This is a genomic window from Acinetobacter thutiue (assembly GCF_030385805.1).
In the GTDB taxonomy this organism is placed as follows: domain Bacteria; phylum Pseudomonadota; class Gammaproteobacteria; order Pseudomonadales; family Moraxellaceae; genus Acinetobacter; species Acinetobacter corruptisaponis.
On the sequence record NZ_JAUDZE010000001.1, the window covers coordinates 946,513 to 965,706 of the forward strand.

At 42.8% G+C, this 19,194-nt stretch carries 15 protein-coding genes and 1 pseudogene; 11 read left to right on the plus strand and 5 right to left on the minus strand.

The annotated features are described in order from the left end of the window. Positions 1–6 precede the first annotated feature (6 nt). Positions 7–723, plus strand: coding sequence for a glutamine amidotransferase (locus QTA56_RS04740; protein WP_267979775.1), 717 nt, complete (start codon positions 7–9; stop codon positions 721–723). 70 nt (positions 724–793) lie between these two features. Here QTA56_RS04740 and QTA56_RS04745 read toward each other — a convergent pair. Then, a pseudogene (locus QTA56_RS04745) lies at positions 794–1,802 on the minus strand (putative solute-binding protein). 175 nt (positions 1,803–1,977) lie between these two features. Further along, a complete protein-coding gene (locus QTA56_RS04750) occupies positions 1,978–2,979 on the minus strand; it encodes a putative solute-binding protein (protein WP_267979776.1) in 1,002 nt (333 codons plus the stop codon). Positions 2,980–3,150: 171 nt separating this feature from the next. On the opposite strand from QTA56_RS04750, the gene QTA56_RS04755 reads away from it, so the two are divergent. Beyond that, positions 3,151–4,155: a helix-turn-helix domain-containing protein gene (locus QTA56_RS04755; protein WP_267979777.1), complete on the plus strand. Its 1,005-nt coding sequence runs from the start codon at positions 3,151–3,153 to the stop codon at positions 4,153–4,155. 115 nt (positions 4,156–4,270) lie between these two features. Here the strand turns inward: QTA56_RS04755 and QTA56_RS04760 are convergent, their stop codons facing one another. Together QTA56_RS04760 and QTA56_RS04765 are read right to left on the minus strand one after the other, a co-directional pair. After that, positions 4,271–4,444: a hypothetical protein gene (locus tag QTA56_RS04760; protein WP_267979778.1), complete on the minus strand. Its 174-nt coding sequence runs from the start codon at positions 4,442–4,444 to the stop codon at positions 4,271–4,273. Positions 4,445–4,488: 44 nt separating this feature from the next. Beyond that, positions 4,489–5,307 (minus strand): hypothetical protein, encoded by an 819-nt coding sequence (locus tag QTA56_RS04765; protein WP_267979779.1) that lies wholly within the window; start codon positions 5,305–5,307, stop codon positions 4,489–4,491. A 359-nt stretch (positions 5,308–5,666) separates the two neighbouring features. Here QTA56_RS04765 and QTA56_RS04770 point away from each other — a divergent pair, with 359 nt between their 5' ends. From QTA56_RS04770 to QTA56_RS04780, 3 genes are all read left to right on the plus strand, one after another. Continuing rightward, the gene (locus tag QTA56_RS04770; RefSeq protein ID WP_267979780.1) at positions 5,667–7,112 is read left to right on the plus strand and encodes a cytochrome ubiquinol oxidase subunit I; all 1,446 of its coding nucleotides are present in this window, start codon (positions 5,667–5,669) and stop codon (positions 7,110–7,112) included. Beyond that, positions 7,105–8,109, plus strand: coding sequence for a cytochrome d ubiquinol oxidase subunit II (cydB, locus tag QTA56_RS04775; RefSeq protein WP_267979781.1), 1,005 nt, complete (start codon positions 7,105–7,107; stop codon positions 8,107–8,109). The genes QTA56_RS04770 and cydB overlap by 8 nt, the downstream gene beginning before the upstream one ends. Before the next feature lie 196 nt (positions 8,110–8,305). Next, positions 8,306–9,736, plus strand: coding sequence for an aminotransferase-like domain-containing protein (locus tag QTA56_RS04780; protein WP_267979782.1), 1,431 nt, complete (start codon positions 8,306–8,308; stop codon positions 9,734–9,736). Here QTA56_RS04780 and QTA56_RS04785 read toward each other — a convergent pair. After that, entirely contained in the window at positions 9,697–10,779 is a 1,083-nt protein-coding gene (locus QTA56_RS04785; protein WP_267979783.1) for a helix-turn-helix domain-containing protein, read from the minus strand. The two genes, QTA56_RS04780 and QTA56_RS04785, sit on opposite strands and share 40 nt — an antisense overlap. 119 nt (positions 10,780–10,898) lie before the next feature. Here QTA56_RS04785 and QTA56_RS04790 point away from each other — a divergent pair, with 119 nt between their 5' ends. The 6 genes from QTA56_RS04790 to QTA56_RS04815 all read left to right on the plus strand — a co-directional run bounded on the left by QTA56_RS04790 (position 10,899) and on the right by QTA56_RS04815 (position 19,138). Next, positions 10,899–11,615 carry an enoyl-CoA hydratase/isomerase family protein gene (locus QTA56_RS04790; RefSeq protein WP_267979784.1) on the plus strand — a complete coding sequence of 239 codons (717 nt, stop codon included), beginning with the start codon at positions 10,899–10,901 and terminating at the stop codon, positions 11,613–11,615. A 36-nt stretch (positions 11,616–11,651) separates the two neighbouring features. Then, positions 11,652–12,479 carry an SDR family oxidoreductase gene (locus QTA56_RS04795; protein WP_267979785.1) on the plus strand — a complete coding sequence of 276 codons (828 nt, stop codon included), beginning with the start codon at positions 11,652–11,654 and terminating at the stop codon, positions 12,477–12,479. Positions 12,480–12,879: 400 nt separating this feature from the next. Further along, positions 12,880–16,443, plus strand: coding sequence for a DNA polymerase III subunit alpha (gene dnaE / locus QTA56_RS04800; RefSeq protein ID WP_267979786.1), 3,564 nt, complete (start codon positions 12,880–12,882; stop codon positions 16,441–16,443). 13 nt (positions 16,444–16,456) lie between these two features. Further along, complete coding sequence (locus QTA56_RS04805; RefSeq protein WP_267979787.1) at positions 16,457–17,290, plus strand: RNA methyltransferase; 834 nt, start codon at positions 16,457–16,459, stop codon at positions 17,288–17,290. Continuing rightward, a complete protein-coding gene (gene cysE / locus QTA56_RS04810) occupies positions 17,283–18,095 on the plus strand; it encodes a serine O-acetyltransferase (protein WP_267979788.1) in 813 nt (270 codons plus the stop codon). The genes QTA56_RS04805 and cysE overlap by 8 nt, the downstream gene beginning before the upstream one ends. Positions 18,096–18,232: 137 nt before the next feature. Further along, positions 18,233–19,138, plus strand: coding sequence for an ABUW_2363 family tetratricopeptide repeat lipoprotein (locus QTA56_RS04815; RefSeq protein ID WP_267979789.1), 906 nt, complete (start codon positions 18,233–18,235; stop codon positions 19,136–19,138). The last annotated feature ends 56 nt before the right edge of the window (positions 19,139–19,194 follow it).

Genomic DNA, 19,194 nt, shown 5'->3' on the forward strand with positions numbered 1-19,194 from the left:
TAAACCATGAATACGATAGCAGCCTCATTACCTAAAACAGTTTATGCAATTCAACATCTTGCCTTTGAGGATTTAGGTTCTCTGGAAGATGCTTTTTATCAACTTGGCTTCCGCGTCCGTTATTTCGAGGCGGGTGTTGACGACCTCAGCCCAGCCCTCAATTATGAGGGTTTAACCATCATCCTCGGTGGTCCAATTGGTGTTTATGAAACTGAGGACTACCCTTTCCTGATTGATGAGATTGAGTTGCTTAAACAGCGTTTGGCAGCCAATAAACCCACGATTGGTATTTGTCTGGGGGCGCAGCTGATTGCTCATGCACTAGGTGCCAAAGTCTATGCTGGACACCAAAAAGAGATTGGCTGGGGCAAACTGGACATTCAGCCTGTTGCTGAAAATATTCTGGCAGCACTTGAAGATACCCATGTGTTGCACTGGCATGGCGACACATTCGACTTACCAGATCATGCGACCTTATTGGCAAGTTCGGATGTTTATCCTCATCAGGCCTTTGCTGTCGGAAAGCAGATTTTAGCCTTACAGTTTCATCTGGAAGTCAGTCAACATAGTTTTGAGAAATGGTTAATTGGTCATACTTGCGAAATACGTCATGCCAATTTGTCTATTCCCCAGTTAAGACAGGATAATCTGCTTTATGCAGCCCAATTGCAAAATCAGGCACAAAAAATTATCCAGCGTTTTTTAGAAAATCTCAACCATTAAAGTAAAATGGTGGAAATCAAAAAGCCTAGATGATCTAGGCTTTTTGATTTTTAGAATGATACGTCCTGTATTATTCACCTGCCAAAGAACATTCAAAGTTCGCCTTATCTACTGAACAACGTGCTTTCTTCAAAACAGACATCATGCCCGCATCGTAGATCCCACGTTGTGTTAGTTCAATACGACCATCACGCATCATTTTTTGGTATTTCAGTTTATCTTCAGCAGTTAAGTCCATTTTATATTTTGCGGGGATTTCAGATTCCAGACGCTTAATGGTTGCGAATGTTTTTGGAAGCTGTTTTACAAACCATTCACGGGATTTTTGACCAAAGCCTGCTGGAAATTTCTCAGGGCGCAATACAAGGTTTGCTGTCACTTGCAGCACAGGGAAATTATACATCACACCGTTCGTACCCAGCCCCTTACTTAACTCTAATGGTTTGTAGGCATAGGCTGGCGCACCAATCATATCAACCTGACCATTATTAAACTTGGCGGCAAAGTTTTGAAATGTCAGAAAGTACGGCCTGAGCACCCACACGTTGTACAATCAGTTTCTGTGCATCGTCATAGCCCAAGACAGCAAACTTTTTACCTGCTGCTTTTTCAATTGAGTTGATGCTTTTATCACGAACGAAAATATAAGCTGAGCCTAGTGGTGAAATGCCCGCTACCTCATATTTGTTACCACCAAGATTGGTGGTCATTTTGGCGGCGTTACGTGCATCGGAAACGAAAGTGATTGCGCGCTTTGCAATCTCATCACTTGGAACACCACCCAACGAATCAATAGAACCCACATATTTATTATATGGACGTGCACGCATGGATGTCATTGCAACCGCATCGCACTTGGCTGCCTTAAAGTCATTATCAGCAACCGCTTCATCCGTAATTGCCATTAAATTGACATCAGCGCCCCAGCCTTTTGCTGCCAATGCCCAGTCCTGCATCATTTTATAAGCCTCACCAGACTTTCCCAAGATGTCAAAAACACAGACATCCACTTTTGCCTGAGCAGAAATCGACATTCCCATAAGAGAAGTCGTTACAATGGCTAGTGCAACTTTTTTCATATTTTCTTCCTTTCACAAACCTTATGTTTGTTTTCTTCATTCGGCACTGAATGTGCCTTTCTACTCATAACGATTATCCAAATCATCGCTATTTATTTTTTGCCGCATTATAAAGAAACTTTTTATAATTACAGTAGGATCAGTCAATTATTTAAGTGCCTGAACAACAGGTTAGCTATTCCCCACTTAAAGAACACTCAAAATTTGTTCGTTCCACTGTACAACGGGCACGTTTTAGAACTCCCATCATCACTGGGTCATAAACCCCCAATTTAGTCAGTTCGATTCGTCCATCTCTCAACATTTGTTGATAACGGCGTTTATCTTCCGCAGAAAGCCCCTGCTTATATTTGGCAGGAATTTCAGCTTCCAGACGCGCAATGGTGGCAAAGTTTTGGGGAAGTTGCTTAATCGCCCAGTCACGTGACTTCAATCCAAAATTAGCAGGGAATTTGTCTGGGCGAATAATGATGTCGCCCGTTAAATTGATAACAGGAAAATTAAACATGGCACCATTTGCCCCTAGACCTTTTGCAATTTCCAATGGTTTATAGGCATAGGCTGGTGCAGCAATCACGTCCACCTGGTTATTATTAAATTTCTTAGCAAAATCTGAAATTTCAGAAGGGACACCGACCAGTTCCAGACGTTCCACAATCATTTTCTGGGCCTGGTCATAGTGTAAATAGGCAAACCGTTTACCTTTGCCTTTTTCAATGGTATTGATATTTTTATCGTGTACAAACACATAGGCCAAGCCAATTTGAGCGATAACAGCAACCTCAAATTCATCCCCCTCTACCTTTGTCACCATACGATGCTTATTGCGGGGGTCTAGTACATAGGTAATGGCTTTTTGCGCAATCGAATTGCTGGTGATTGCACCCAAGGCATCAATTGATCCCGCAAACTTATTGTATTTACGGGCACGCATCGATGTCATGGAAATACCATCGCACTTTCCGTCTTCAAAATCATTTTGTGCCTTGGCTTCATCCTGATATGGAATCAGGTTTAGATCAGCATTCCAAGACTTTGCGGCCAATGCCCACTCTTCGACCATCTTATACGACTCACCAGCCTTACCCAGTAAATCGAATACACAAATATCGACTTTCGCATATGTTGTCGTTGAGAAAACTGTCATTAAGGCTGCAATCAAAATTCCGTTTTTCATTACGAATCCTAGTGTTATTCTTAATCTATTCAACCCCATAGAAAAACATAAACTGTTTTAAAACGTGGTCTATTTACTTAGGGGATTGGTGAAGCTATTTTTAAATATAAAAAAATGTTGTAATAGTTCTTATCAAGCCATTTTAGTATCATTTTCCGACATCGCATTTTTATGACATTCAATAAAGAATTAGAAAAAACTGTTCCTGGCACCTATATCGCCCTGATCGTGGATGTTGTATCTCGTTGGGAAATTTCTGCAGATGAATTATTAAAAGACTCAGGTTTCCACGCAGAGCAGCTGGTACAACCCCTATGGCGTGCAGATGCCAAGATTGTCATGGGCATTCTAAAGCGGGCACTTGAACTTACACAGGTTCCAACTTTAGAGTTTGGTTTTTATTTAGGCATGCAAATGACCATTACCTGTCATGGGTTAATGGGAATGGCTGCCATGCTGGCTGAAAATGTCAAACAGGCACTCAATGTTGCCCAGGAATTCATTTCACTCCAATCCAGTATACATACCATTAAACTAGAAGTTGTGAATGATCATGCGCTTATCACATTTGAACAAACTGAAGCTTATTACCTAGATGAAGTCATCCAAATTGCTTTATTGCTTGGGTTTGCACAAATGGGGAAAAGTATTTCTGGACATACCCTAACAGGCTTTGCTGATGTCCAATTTAATAAACCTGACTATTTTGATAAATTACTTCCCTTAATTCCTGGCGAAGTAAGATTTAATCGCCCTGTTACCTGTCTAGAATTTAAAAAAGAAATTTTAGATATTCCCCTACTTCATTCAGATGCAATTGCAGGACGTTTCGCAAGAGAAGAATGTAAATACCAATTACGTAAGCTTTTAAAACAAAACAGCTTTATCAGTACAATACAAGATCTAATTTACGATGAGGCGATGGGAATCAGTCCTTTATCAGATATCTTGGAAAAAATACAAATCTCTGAGCGTGCTTTACAACGAAAATTAGAAAGTGAAAATACCAATTTTAGAGAATTAGTAGATAAAGTAAGGTGTGAAAAAGCAACGCAATTACTCAAAAATCCAAATTTATCACTTGAACATATCGCAAACCATCTTGGTTATACCAATACCAAAAACTTCTCACGCGCATTTAAACGCTGGACAGGAAAGTCGCCAAGACGTTATTGAGTTTAATAGCTAGCCCTGAATAAATAAAAAGTCATAAGCGTCAAAAAAGCTTACTGGTGAATGCTCAAATCACCAGTAAGAAAGATAAACCTTGCATTGTGCGCCATACCCAAACTTATTTATTAGCCTGCGTTGACTGTTGCATCTGTGCCGTATTCTGCTTTTGCTGTGATGGCATATAATCTGGTTCATTACTGACCGCAAGAAAGAAGAAAACCAGGAATAAACAGCCAAGTAAAATACTAATCCCAACAGTAAGGTATGGGAATTTTGCTTGCTCTTGAGACATATCATCTGCTCCTATTTAAATAGTAAAATTCAATACTGCATCATCTACATCATGGACAAAGCCCTGTAACTGGCACCATTTTGAATGCGGGTTTGCATATATTCAGCATAGACCGACAACTTTTCAAAAATGTGTTCTGAATAAAACATATCCTCAATTAAATGTGCCGCCTGTTTTTGGCTGAACTGGCCAATCTGTGCCACCAGTTGCGCATTCAGGCTCGAAAAAAAAGTACAAATAACTTTATGAAACTCATCCTTGTTTTTAAACAATAATTTTCGAGTATTAATCAATTTATCATTAACACTACGTTCTGCTGTATCACAGCAAATCACGTCAATTTTTATCTGCAAATACTCCTGCAAGATTTGAATTTGATCCTGATTTACAAGTAAATGTGTAATCAAGAAAAGATGGGAAATATCTGTTCGACAGAGGGCTTTAACCAAAGTTCGAAACAGAAAATCAGCTTCTTTTTTAGGCTGTTCAACCAAATCCACATAAAGCTTTAGACTTTGGAGCACTTCTTCAATTTTTAAATTGACACTTTTCTCAGCCTGATAATATTGATTCAGGATTGCCAGAACAGCTGCTGAAATCGGTGTTGTATAAATCACGGGCTGATTTAAATTGGCAATAATAAATGGGGCAAACAAATACCCAAGATTATTGTCATTTTCCTCTATTTTTGCTTGCACAATATAAGCGACTTTCTCTTTAGAAAAGTCTCTTAATACCTTGCCTCGTAACAAGATTGCTTCGAGATTTACATAGTCAAGATGTAGCTGCTCTTGTACTGCTTGCGAAACCTCGCCATCCTGAAAAAGCTGGGTTATCGCATTAAGTTCTTTAGTTACAAACATCGCCCTACACACCTTTCAGCAAAACCATTGTCTTTTGATTGATCTGTACGTTTTGTACACTATTTAACAAGCCGTACCGTTCTTGGTGTTATTTTGTAGAAGATATCAATCGCTGAATAGCTACAGAGGCTGCCTAAAAAAATATAACAGATGTTTTATTTTTGCTTTATCTGTTATAAAAAAATCATAAGCATGTGTATCTACTCCTACACACCATAACAGCAGATGATGAATAGAACTGAAAATGGTTCTGCATAAGAATTGAGCACACCGACTCTAATCTTATTTTTTAACCATTTAAGAACTGCTCTTTCACATTTTCCTAGCAACTATTTTAAGTCTGTTATAGGAGAGGATATATGGATCTCGGTCTCACTGCTTTAGAATTAGCCCGAATACAGTTTGCGTTTACTGTTTCATTTCACATTATCTTTCCCGCCACCTCAATTGGTCTCGCCTGTTTTCTTGCTATGCTGGAATGGAAATGGCTGCGTACTCAAAACCCGATTTACAAAGATCTGTTTAAATTCTGGATCAAAATCTTTGCGGTTGCCTTTGGGATGGGTGTGGTATCTGGCGTGGTGATGAGCTACCAGTTTGGTACCAACTGGAGTGAATTTTCCCGTATTGCGGGAAGTGTGACTGGCCCCTTACTGACTTATGAAGTGCTCAGTGCATTCTTCTTGGAAGCGGGCTTCTTGGGCATCATGCTGTTTGGTTGGGGACGAGTCAGCCCCAAAGCCCATTTCTTTGCCACCTTGATGGTCGCCATTGGCACCTGTATCTCCATGTTCTGGATTCTCTCCTCCAACAGTTGGATGCAAACCCCACAAGGTTTTACCATTGAGAATGGCATCATTATTCCAACAGACTGGTGGGCAATCGTATTTAATCTTTCTTTCCCTTATCGCTTTGCACATATGGCCGCCGCTGCATTTTTAGTGTCCTCCTTATTGGTGGTGGGTACTGCCGCATGGCATCTGATTAAAGGCCGTCGTGATGAACTGGTCAAAAAATCATTTTCGATGGGTCTATGGATGGTACTTGTCACCTCGTGCTTGCAGGTGGTGATTGGGGATCATCATGGTTTGAATACTTTGCAACATCAACCAGCAAAACTAGCTGCCATCGAGGGTCATTGGGAAACCAATCACAATGAGTCCATGCCACTGTTATTATTTGCCATTCCTGATATAAACAGTGAAGAAAACCGCTATGAAGTCGGCATCCCTCATCTTGGCAGTCTGATCCTGACCCACTCCATAGATGGCAAAGTGACAGGTCTAAAAGATTTCGCACCTGAAGATCGCCCAAATGCCACCATTGTATTCTGGAGTTTCCGTGTCATGGTCGGGCTTGGCATGTTAATGGTGTTGCTCTCTTTCGTTGCTTTATGGCTGCGTAAAAAAGGCAAGCTTTATGGTTCATCTTGGTTTCATAAATTCGCTTTTGTCATGGGGCCTACAGGCTATATCGCCTTACTGGCGGGATGGGTCACCACCGAAGTTGGCCGTCAACCTTGGGTAATTTATGGGGTGATGCGCACCAAAGATGGTTTGTCGCATACGGTGACTGCCGATCAAGTCGGGATCAGCTTGATCATTTTCGTGGTGGTCTATGCCATCGTGTTTGGTAGCGGTATTTACTACATGCTGAAACTATTGAAAAAAGGTCCTGAATTTATTGAAGCGATTGATCTTGAGCCAGCAGGCCATGGGCATTTCAAAACACCAATGCGTCCTTTAAGTGCAGTCGATGAAAGCATTGATCAACAAAACCCAAATAAGGAGAAACACCATGATTGACTTATCTCTGATTTGGGTGGGCATTATCGGTCTTGGTGTCCTGATCTATGTCATTCTGGATGGTTTTGATCTCGGGATCGGGATTCTGTTCCCTTTCATCAAAAGCCGTGAAGAACGTGATGTGATGATGAATACCGTCGCACCTGTCTGGGATGGCAATGAAACATGGATGGTACTCGGTGGTGCAGGTTTATTCGCTGCCTTTCCATTGGTGTATTCAACTGTACTATCTGCGTTGTATATGCCGATTACCTTGATGGTGATCGCCTTGATTTTTCGTGGAGTTGCCTTTGAGTTTCGTTTTAAAGCCAATCGCACCAAGCATTTGTGGGATCAGGCTTTTATCTGGGGTTCAATTCTGTCCAGCTTCCTGCAAGGCGTGATTTTAGGTGCTTATATTCAAGGCATCCAAACCACCAATGGGATTTTCTCAGGTTCAGGTTTAGATTGGTTCACTCCTTTCGCCTTATTTACGGGGCTGGGTGTGGTTGCCATGTATGCGGCTCTCGGTTGTGGCTGGCTGATTATGAAAACCGACCATGAACTACGAGATCAAATGTATGCACTGATGCCTAAGCTGATCATTTTGCTATTTGTAGTCTTTGCAGGTGTCAGTCTCTATACCCCACTGACCCATCCTGAAATTGCAGCGCGTTGGTTTGCCTTACCGAATCTCCTGTATTTTAGCCCTGTACCCATCTTAGTACTGCTGTTTACATTCTTAATTTTAAAAGCTTGTAAACAACGTCAGGACTATAAACCTTTTATCTATACCTTGGCACTCGTGTTCTTGGCCTTTACTGGATTTGTGATCAGCCTCTGGCCGAATATCATCCCACCATCGGTCACGATTTGGGAAGCTGCAGCACCGCATTCTAGTCAGAAATTTGCATTGGTTGGTGCAGTAATTCTCATTCCGATCATTATCGCCTATACCATCCTGTCGTACTGGGTGTTTAGAGATAAAGTACGGGTTGGAGATACAGGTTATCACTAAGGAGCAACTTTGCATGAAAATTAAATCTCTGCATTTAAGCCAAACTCAATGGTTTATAATACTGTGGTTAGTTGGATTTTTTGCACTCGCCATCATTGCAGGCCTATTTAGACTGTTATTGATGTTTGCTTATTAAAAAAGAGATGGAGCAGCTTGCATACCAAGCTGTTCCATCAAGATGGATTCACTTTACTTTATGTATAAATCAGAACAATTAGCGCACAACCTGAAACTTCTCATTGAAAATGGATCATGGCAGCCGCACAGCAAACTGCTTTCTTTACGTGAGCAAGTGCAACGATCAGGGTTTAGCTTAATTACCGTGATGAACGCTTACCAAGAACTGGAAGCGCAAGGATTGATTTATTCCAAGGAAAAGTCAGGTTATTTTGTCGCAGAGCAAAATAATATCCAGATTCCACAAGCTTATTCGGTGGTCTCTTTAAACCCCAAAATTGAAATTAACTCCTTGGTGTTTAAATACCTCAAGTCGATCCAGTCTAAACAGGTCAGCCCACTAGGTTCTGCATTTCCAGATAGTCAGTTACTCTATCCACCCAAACTGATTCAGATCATGGGGCAACTTTCCCGCAATCGCCATAGTTATGATCAAACCACCAACCTACCGCCTGGGAATTTAGCACTCAGAAAACTGATTGCTCAACGCTATTGTATGCAAGGGATTCCAACTGATGCAGATGACATTGTCATTACATCGGGTGGTTTAGAAGCTTTGAATCTTTCCCTGCAAGCAATTACTCAACCAGGCGATTATATTTTATTGCAGCAAACCATCTTCTATGGTGCATGGCAGGCAGCTGAACGTTTGGGACTCAAGGTGATTACCCTGCCAGAACATCCACAACATGGTTTTGATATTGAAGCTTTTGAACAAGTCATTAAAAACTATCCGATCAAAGTGTGCTGGTTTATGTTGAACTCACATAACCCGATTGGCTTTACCGTCAGCGATGATATCAAATATAAAATTGCCAAGCTGCTGCATGAACATCAAATTCATTTGATAGAAGATGATGTCTATGAAGAACTGTTTTACGGCAATCAAAAGCCTCTGCCAATGAAATATTTTGATCAGCAGAATCTGGTCTTGCACTGCTCTTCTTTTTCCAAAACCTTGGGTTCAGGGTTCCGTATGGGATGGGTCTATGCTGGAAAATTTTCCGAACATATTCAGCATCTACAGTTGATGAGCACCATTTCAGCCAATGCGCTGATCCAGAATGCATTGGTTGAGTTCCTTTCTCATCATCATTATGAAAAGCACCTGAGAACGCTTAGACGGGCTTTGGAAAAGAATAAAAAACAATTCTTTCAATATCTCAAACAACATCTACCGAAAGACTGTAAGGTGTATAACTATCCAAGTGGCTATTTTCTTTGGATTCAACTGCCTGATAAAGTTAGCAGTATGAAAATTTATGAGCAGCTCATTCAAAATCAGGTTGGGGTTGCCCCAAGCCCATTATTTAATGTGCTGCCGTCTCATCAGCACTTTATTCGTATGAATTGTTCCTTTGAATGGACCGAACAGATTCAGCATTCGCTAGAACTTTTTATTGTAACGGTTCAGTTGGCGATGTCGGATGAATCGGCCTTGGACAAATAGCTTTTCCGATACTGACTCGGTGTTTCCCCAAACATCTTTTTAAAAGCTCGAATAAAATTTGTGGCTTCTTCATACCCCACCAGAGCTGCAACGTCCTGAATACTATATTGTGGTTGTTGCAGCAACTTCTTGGCTTGACTAAAACGTACCTCAGCCAAAATCTGTAAAAAAGTAGTTCCTTGTACCTGTAAATGTCGCTTGATGGTTCGTTCAGACATATTCAACCGCTGTGCGATCAACGCTAATGTCGGATAAGTATTGCCAGCTTTATACAACAACTCAGAACGAATACTTTTCTGTAGGTCGCGCGCCGATTCTTTGAGTAATTTCAATTTGTCATTTTCGCAATACAATAATGCCTGCTGGAATGCGACTTGATCAGCATTAGGATTTTTACAATGCAGATATTGCTTGGGGAAGCGCAGGCCATTGCGTTGCTGATTAAAATGAATCTTGATCTGAGATAAATCGATACGTTTATAATTTTGTGCATCGGCCCAATCAACAAAGACCTCACAACGTTCAACAATTTTTTCAGAAAACAAAGCTAAAAAATGAATCGCCCCAAATAGCAAACTTTCAATCAGAAAGTGTCGTAATTGATCAGATTGCTGTTCATTGCCAAATTTAACAGGATGTACACCATCCAAATAGACATAGACAAAGTCTTCATCCATGTACCATTCAGGGGTAAAGTTCTGGATTCGTGTACAGAAATACTGTTGGCACAGCGTTAATGCAGTTTCAACATCAGTACAACTCAGAAATGCAAAACCTAAGGCTCCATGCGAAGTGGGACGTAATTTAAAACCATATTCAATCCCAAGCCTTGGATTATCCGTCAGCCTTAAAGCATTCACCACTAGCTTTGACCATTGATGCGCACTCATTTTGGCATCGGCTTGTTTCATTTCTGCCAGCACCAATCCTGTGCCAGACAAAACTGTTTCAGTATCAATCGCATAATCATGCACAATTTCTAATAATAGATGTGCATATGAAACTGAGATGGTTTCCTGAAACAATCCAAAAGGATCTCGCATCGCACATCCACTGTCCTAAAATGATCATCAATATGGCATAGTCACACCTATTGTGCGAGTGTTTTATTCGAAATAATGACTGCAATCAATCAACCATCGCAGAATGAGGAAGCGCTTCAATGACCACCATGACGTTTGATCAACAGCAGTCTATTTATGTTCTCACCTTAACCAATGGCGATCAGGAAAATGTCTTAAATCAAGATGTGCTGAATGAATATATCGAGATCTTTGATGAGATCGAGCGCCATTCGCATAATGCTTGCCTAGTCATTCGAAGCGACCACCCCAAGACTTTTTGCAATGGCTTAGACCTCGCATGGTTAATGCAGCAATCCATGCAAGATAAAAAAGCTTTTACCACGCAACTGGAAAATATGCTGCTGCGCTTGGCCTTGCTTAACCTCCCTGTCATTGCGGAAATTAATGGCAATGCTTATGCAGGTGGTGCAATCTTGGCATCTGCATGTGACTTCCGCTTGATGCGGGCAGACAAAGGACGCTTTTGCTTCCCCGAAGTCAAACTGACCATTCCTTTTACTGACTGTATTGCAGAAATTGTGCAACTCCTTCCCAATCAACATGCCATTTGGGAAATGTCCTTAACAGGCAAATCCATGACTGGGATTGAGTGCTTAGACGCACATGTGGTTCATCAGCTTCATCCTGCCGAATCATTAAATGCTGAAGTCTTTAAGTTTGCTGAAGAGATGTCACAAAAGCATCGTCTAACCTACGCCGTGATCAAACGTCAGTTGCGTCATCGCATTGTTGAGATTGCCAAACAACGACAACTCTACAATCCAGAAAAATTTGCACATCCTTTTATGATTTAACGACATATTGATAAAAATTAAATATAGGACATCGACATGAGTAATATGCAAGGAAAAACCATTTTTATTACGGGTGGCAGCCGAGGAATTGGCAGAGCCATTGCGCTGAAAGCAGCACAAGCTGGGGCAAATGTTGTCATTGCAGCAAAAACGGAAGTGGAAACAGCCAAATTAACAGGCACGATTTATAGCGTCGCCGAAGAGATTGAAGCTGCGGGTGGCAAAGCACTGCCCTTACTTTTAGATGTACGAGATGAACAGCAAATCCATGCTGCCATGCAACAAGCAGCCAAGAACTTTGGTGGCATTGATGTGCTGATTAATAATGCAGGTGCGATTGCACTCACAGGAGTCGAAGCCACCTCATTAAAACAATATGACCTGATCCAAACCATTAACCATCGTGCAACCTTTATTTGTGCGCAGGCCGCTTTACCCTATCTCAAACAAGCAAAAGATCCGCATATTTTAAGCTTATCGCCACCTGTGAATATGTCACCGAAATGGTTAGGTATGCTCTCGCCTTATGCCTTGTCTAAATATGGTATGACGATTCTGACGCTAGGTATGGCAGAAGAATTTCGTCACTATGGCATTTCCTGTAATACCCTCTGGCCTGAAACTTATATCGCCACAGCAGCGGTTTCGAAGAACCTAGGTGAAGAAAATACACGGCAGCTCAGCCGAAAGCCAGAAATTATGGCAGATGCAGCTTTTGCGATTTATAGTACGGCGAAAGGCGAACTGACAGGACAAAGCCTAACCGATGAGCAAGCGTTGGCGCGTATCGGGATGACTGATTTCACTCAGTATGCCTGTGTCAGTGGCAACACTCAGCTACAAAAAGACTTTTTTCTGGATTGATTTGGGTGCAACATCATTTTTAGCAACCTATTCAAATGATGGAACTGAATCATTTAGTTTCCCGCTATTTAACAAGGTTGAAAGCAGCAGGAAAGCTGTCTTTCAATCTTGAAAACGGTACATTTCATATAAGTCTCCAATTTTTTTTTTAACTGTACATATCCACCAGCAAGGTTAGGAACCAGCACCATTCATAAACAGATAAAATTTGAGCAATCACATTCCAACCACAAATATATTCATCTTAGCTTTTGATTTATAAGCATATAAAAATAAAAAATTATTTTTCCAATTTAACCCAAATAATCAGGCAGCCATACGGTTTGCCAAAATATTAAGCATGTCATTATAAGTTTGCATGCTAAACTATGCCTTGGTTTGAAAAAGGATCGTCTTTATTATGCAGTTTGTTCATCTCGGTATACATACAGAATTCTCGATTACCGAATCGATTGTTCGCATACCCGATTTGGTCAAAGTTGCTGTTGCAGAAGAAATGCCTGCGCTTGCCATCACCGATTTGTCCAACCTGCACGCAGCGGTAAAATTTTACGGCGCATGTCTGGGTAAAGGCATCAAGCCAATTATGGGTAGTGTCATTCGCCTGAATGATGCTGAACATCGCGCAACCTTGCTTGCCATGAGTAATACAGGATGGCGGAATTTAACTGAGATTGTGTCGCGTGGTTTTATTGAGGGACAACAACTCAGCACGCCCTGCATACAGAAAGAATGGATACTGGAACAGGCGGAAGACCTGATCATTCTGCTGGGTCAACATAGCGATGTTGGCAAAATGCTCTGCTCATCCAACCCACAGAAAGCTGAACCTTTACTGGAAGCGTGGATTGAGAAATTTGGCGACCGTGTCTATTTAGCCCTAACCCGTACCGAACGTGTTGGCGAAGAGGATTTTATCCTACAGGCTGCAAAACTTGCTGCAAAATATCAAATTGGTGTGGTGGCACACAACGATGTGCATTTTATTGAGCAGGACGATTTTGAGGCGCATGAAGCCCGCGTATGCATTGCCGATGGTTATGTCCTGGGTGATGACAAACGGCCCAAACCCTACAGCCCTGAACAATATTTTAAAACGGCCGAGCAAATGTCTGAACTGTTTTCAGACATTCCTAGTGCCATTGAAAACACCTATGAGATTGCAAAACGCTGCAATGTCAGCTTACAGTTGGGCACTTATTTCCTACCCGACTTCCCGATTCCAGATGGCTATACCATCGACACCTATTTTGAGCATTTGTCGCGTACAGGTCTGGAAGAACGCCTAAATCATCTTTACCCAGTTGAAAAACGTGGTGAAGACTGGGCAGAAGTTCGCCAGCCCTATGATGAACGGATCAAGTATGAAGTCGACATTATCCTGAAAATGGGATTCCCAGGTTACTTCCTGATCGTCATGGACTTTATCCAGTGGGCAAAAAACAATGGCGTACCTGTGGGGCCTGGTCGTGGTTCAGGTGCAGGTTCACTTGTTGCTTATAGCTTAAAGATTACCGACCTTGACCCACTGCGTTATGACCTACTGTTTGAACGTTTCCTTAACCCTGAACGTGTCTCCATGCCCGACTTTGACGTGGATTTCTGCATTGCGGGCCGTGACCGTGTAATTGAGTATGTTGCCCAGAATTATGGTCGTGAAGCGGTTTCACAGATTGCAACATTCGGTACCATGGCAGCCAAAGGTGCGATTCGTGATGTTGCCCGCGTACTGGGCAAGTCTTATGGTCTGGCTGACCGTATTTCCAAAATGGTGCCAACCAAACCGCTGGGTGTGGATTTAAAACAGGCGATTGAAATGGAGCCGCAGCTCAAGGATATCGTTACCAATCCATCCAATCCCGATCATGATGATGCCGCCGAAATCTGGGAAATGGCGCTCAAGCTTGAGGGCATTACCCGTAACACAGGCAAGCATGCGGGTGGTGTGGTTATTGCACCAGGTAAAATTACCGATTATTCCGCAGTTCTTTGTGATGCTGATGGCACCAACCGTGTTGCACAATACGATAAAGATGACGTTGAAGCGGCGGGTCTGGTCAAGTTTGACTTTTTGGGTCTGCGTAACCTGACTGTTATTGAAGATGCTGTTCAGAATATTAACAAAAGGATCAAGTCGGATACCCCACTCGACATTGCCAATGTTGAACTGGATGATAAAGATGCCTATCTGGTCTTTGCCGAGGCAAACACCACTGCGGTATTCCAGTTTGAATCTGTCGGCATGAAAAAGATGCTCAAGGAAGCACGACCAAGCAAGTTTGAAGAGATTATCGCGTTCGTTTCACTATACCGTCCTGGCCCAATGGACCTGATTCCAGACTTTATCCACCGTATGCATGGTGGCGAGTTTGAATATCTGCATCCTTTGCTTGAGGGTGTATTGGAACCTACCTATGGCATCATGGTGTATCAGGAACAGGTAATGCAGGCGGCACAGTTCTGTGCAGGCTATACGCTGGGTGGCGCAGACCTGCTGCGTCGCGCCATGGGTAAGAAAAAACCTGAGGAGATGGTCAAACAGCGTCAAATCTTTATTACAGGTGCTGCCGAAAAAAATATTGATGAAGCAACCGCGAACCATATCTTTGACTATATGGAAAAGTTTGCTGGCTATGGCTTTAACAAATCACATGCCGCAGCCTATGCACTGGTTGCCTATCATACCGCATGGTTAAAGGCACATTACCCTGCCGAATTTATGGCGGCGGTATTGTCATCGGAAATGCAGAATACTGACAGCATTGTATTCCTGATTGATGACTGTCGTAACAATAAACTCGACGTGTTACCGCCCTCTGTCAATATGTCGCTATACCATTTCCATGCCAGTGATGAACGCACCATTGTCTATGGCTTGGGGGCGATCAAGGGTGTGGGTGAACAGGCAATGCAGTCTGTGATTGATTCACGGATCAAGGAAGGTCCGTATAAGGACCTGTTTGATTTCTGCCATCGTATTGACCTGAAAAAAATCAATAAACGCACACTTGAAGCCCTGATCCGTGCAGGTGCACTGGATTGTCTGAGCATTGAACGTTCAAGTTTGATGGCACAACTTCCAGAAGCGGTTCAGGCGGCTGAACAGGCACGCAGCAACCGCGAAACGGGGATTATGGACCTATTTGGTGAAGTTGAGGAAGTTCAGCGCAAGCCAGCCAAACCTGTCAAACCGTGGTCAGATGAAGTCCGTTTAAAAGGTGAAAAAGATACGCTGGGCCTGTATTTAACAGGCCACCCGATTGATACCTATCGTCAGGAATTAAAGCAGTTCGTTTCAGTCAAACTGAATGAATTGACCCCAACACGTCGTGGTGTAACCACTGTTTTTGCAGGTTTGGTGCTGGATATTGCCAACTTCCCAAACCGTATCATGATTACCCTGGATGATGGGACATCGCGTGTTGAAGTCAGTTGCAACCACGAACGTTTCCAGCGCTATAAAGACATTCTCAAACTGGAACAGGTGGTGGTGATTGAAGGGGAGATTTATGAACGTGAGGGCTTTGACCGCCCGATGGCACGTTTAAGTAAGGCATTTAACCTGAATGAAATACGGCAAAAACGGGCACAGAACATCCAGATTCGCCTAGCACATGACCTGATGGGCAAATCTTTGGCAAAAGACCTGCAAGGCATGCTTTTACCTTACTGCAACATCGATATGTGTCAGCATATTGGGGTGCAAATCCAGCTTGAGCAAAGTTTTGCAAGCGCTGAACTTTTGCTGGGCGCACAATGGAAAGTTGCTCCACTTGACGAGCTACTCGCCAAACTGCGTGACTATTTCGGCAAGGATGCGATTTACATCGAATATCAGGTCAAGTCTAAAGCTGCCAAAGTGGTTGAGACACCAAAAGTTGCGGCTGTCCCTCCACCTCCTGACAATATGTCAATGGATGAGGCTCTAGACCTCTATCAAGCCGAAGTCTCCCAATATTCTTAATTTTGGATAATCTATGAACCTGTTTGACCAAAATCATGTGTCCAAACATTTGGATCATGTGCGTATTGTGATGGTGAACACCACGCTACCCGCCAATATCGGCAGTGCCTTACGTGCCATGAAAACCATGGGACTTTCCAAGCTTGTGCTTGTTGCACCAAAGACATATCCGCATCCTGACATTGATGCCCTTGCTGCTGGCGCACAGGATTTAATTGAGCAGATTGAAATTGTGGAAACACTGGAGCAGGCCATTCAGGACTGTCATCTGGTTTTTGGAACCAGTGCCCGTAGCCGAACCATTCCCTGGCCGCTGCTCGATGTTCGCCCTGCAGCAAAAGAGGCCTTGCAGGCAGCCCATCAACAACAAAATATCGCGATTGTGTTTGGCCGTGAAGATCGCGGGCTCACCAATGAAGAGTTAGCTCTTGCCAATTATCACCTGACCATTCCAGTCAATCCTGAGTATGGTGTGTTAAATGTGGCTCAGGCCATTCAGGTGGTGTGCTATGAATTGCGTATGGCTGCACTTGAGCAAAATGCACCTACGGAAACACCTGATGATCACATGCAGCTCAAGCAACAGCAAAGCATGCAGTGGGATGAGCCTTTGGTCACGCAAAGGCAAATGGAAGAATTCTACCCCCACTTGGAAAAAATGCTGACTGAAATCGAGTTTTTAGACCCAAGTAATCCCCGTTTACTACCGTTACGCTTGCGCCGTTTATTCGGAAGGATACAATTAGATCGTATGGAATATCATTTGTTACGCGGAATCTTTAGCCGCGTACAGGCCTTAGCCAATGGTTCATGGAAAAAAACAACGGAGGATCATTCCAATGATTAAACAGCTTAAAGAAGACATTCAGGCTGTATTTGCACGTGATCCTGCTGCACGCAATACGCTGGAAGTCCTCACCACCTATCCTGGGATTCATGCATTGATCATGCATCGTATGGCCCATGAACTCTGGAAGAAAGAATACAAGGGCACTGCCCGTCTGCTTTCCTCTTTTAGCCGATTTGCCACGGGTATTGAAATTCACCCAGGTGCAAAAATTGGCAAACGTTTTTTCATCGATCATGGCATGGGTGTGGTAATTGGTGAAACTGCTGAAATTGGTGATGATGTCACCCTTTATCATGGTGTTACGCTTGGCGGCACCACTTGGAATAAAGGCAAGCGCCACCCTACGCTTGAAGATGGCGTGGTGGTCGGTGCAGGCGCCAAAATTCTTGGACCATTTACCGTTCATAAAGGGGCAAAAGTCGGTTCAAATGCGGTTGTGACCAAGGAAGTTCCTGAGGGCGTAACCGCCGTTGGCAACCCTGCACGATACATTTTCAAGGATAAAACCCAGATTGAGCAGGACGAGGCACGCCGCCGTGATTATGCTGAAAGCATTGGCTTCCAGCCTTATGCGACCACGCAGGATCAGTCAGACCCAATTTTAGAGGGTATTCGTGTTTTACTGGATCGTATGCAGCAAAATGAAAAGCGCATGAACACCCTTTGCCAGCGCCTCTCTCTACTGGACCCAACATTTAAGGGACAAAACCAGAAGACACAGCCATTTAGCAAAGAGGAACTCAAAATCATTGAAGAAGTTAGGCGTGAATGTGAAGCCCAAACCAAAACATCTGCCACATAATCAAGAGATGGATATTAATAGAGCTTATCTATAAAGAAATGTAACAAGCTTCTCGTTGCAAGTTGGTTTTGCTTTTCCTAGACTGGTAAAACCAACGACCCACCTAGTTAATTCACTAAAATTAATGGATGTAAAGCATGAATTTTAAGCCTTTGGCATTACTTGTACTTTCAACTTCTGTTTTAACTGCATGTGGTACCCCACCCCTTGTAAAAAAAGAAGTAGCGGCACCCCAGCCTTTTGTTTTTAAAGAACCAGATCCAACACCACCATTCTATGCTTTGAATCCAGTTAATTATGATGCGCCACCAAGCTTTGAGCTTGCAATTAAAGATGCAACAACACAGCCTGTGACCAAAATGGTGGTAAGCCTGCAAAATGACCCATCAAAATCAACCACACTTGAAGTGAATAAACTGATCGTTCCAACCATCGACAGCAAACAGCGCAGCATGAAATATGCCGTACTTGCAGGCGATAATGAAGTGGATGTGACTGAGATTGATGATTTCCTACAACTGGTTGAAGGCAAGGCCCGTCACTATCCACCACGTTTCCCTGACCGTCAGGAACGTAAGGGTTATGAAACCAAACTTAAGGAAATCACACAGAAACTTGATGCCTTGGCTGAACAACCAAATGCATCACTGGATGTATTAACCCGTGCCTTTAAAGCCAGTGTAATGGCGCGTAATATGGACCTCGGAACAGCATATACCACCAAATCACTCAATTACGCACAACGTATTTTGGCAATCAGCCCAAATGACCCTGAAACCAACTTCTGGTTTGGTTTTGGCTTGTCTGAGGGTGGCGGTCAACGTGAGGCAATTCCATATTTAGACAAGGCCATTAAAGGTGGTGTACAGGAAGCCTATCTTTCTGCCGCAAACAATTTTCTTTGGTTAGAACAAAAGAAAAATGCCATCCAGACCCTAAAGAACTATAAAGTTAAATATCCAGATGAAGCTGAAGTGGCTGACCGCCTTATTAGCGAAGTGGAATCTGGTAAACGCTGGAATGTGTGGCAAGTGCTGAACTGATCCAGATTTTTTGTAAAAATAGACTGCCCTAAGCAGTCTATTTTTTTATACCGATT

Coding starts and splice junctions, on each gene's coding strand:
- QTA56_RS04740 (WP_267979775.1), top strand. CDS start 7: ATGAATACGATAGCAGCCTCATTACCTAAAACAGTTTATGCAATTCAA.
- QTA56_RS04750 (WP_267979776.1), bottom strand. CDS start 2,979: ATGAAAAACGGAATTTTGATTGCAGCCTTAATGACAGTTTTCTCAACG.
- QTA56_RS04755 (WP_267979777.1), top strand. CDS start 3,151: ATGACATTCAATAAAGAATTAGAAAAAACTGTTCCTGGCACCTATATC.
- QTA56_RS04760 (WP_267979778.1), bottom strand. CDS start 4,444: ATGTCTCAAGAGCAAGCAAAATTCCCATACCTTACTGTTGGGATTAGT.
- QTA56_RS04765 (WP_267979779.1), bottom strand. CDS start 5,307: ATGTTTGTAACTAAAGAACTTAATGCGATAACCCAGCTTTTTCAGGAT.
- QTA56_RS04770 (WP_267979780.1), top strand. CDS start 5,667: ATGGATCTCGGTCTCACTGCTTTAGAATTAGCCCGAATACAGTTTGCG.
- cydB (WP_267979781.1), top strand. CDS start 7,105: ATGATTGACTTATCTCTGATTTGGGTGGGCATTATCGGTCTTGGTGTC.
- QTA56_RS04780 (WP_267979782.1), top strand. CDS start 8,306: ATGTATAAATCAGAACAATTAGCGCACAACCTGAAACTTCTCATTGAA.
- QTA56_RS04785 (WP_267979783.1), bottom strand. CDS start 10,779: ATGCGAGATCCTTTTGGATTGTTTCAGGAAACCATCTCAGTTTCATAT.
- QTA56_RS04790 (WP_267979784.1), top strand. CDS start 10,899: ATGACCACCATGACGTTTGATCAACAGCAGTCTATTTATGTTCTCACC.
- QTA56_RS04795 (WP_267979785.1), top strand. CDS start 11,652: ATGAGTAATATGCAAGGAAAAACCATTTTTATTACGGGTGGCAGCCGA.
- dnaE (WP_267979786.1), top strand. CDS start 12,880: ATGCAGTTTGTTCATCTCGGTATACATACAGAATTCTCGATTACCGAA.
- QTA56_RS04805 (WP_267979787.1), top strand. CDS start 16,457: ATGAACCTGTTTGACCAAAATCATGTGTCCAAACATTTGGATCATGTG.
- cysE (WP_267979788.1), top strand. CDS start 17,283: ATGATTAAACAGCTTAAAGAAGACATTCAGGCTGTATTTGCACGTGAT.
- QTA56_RS04815 (WP_267979789.1), top strand. CDS start 18,233: ATGAATTTTAAGCCTTTGGCATTACTTGTACTTTCAACTTCTGTTTTA.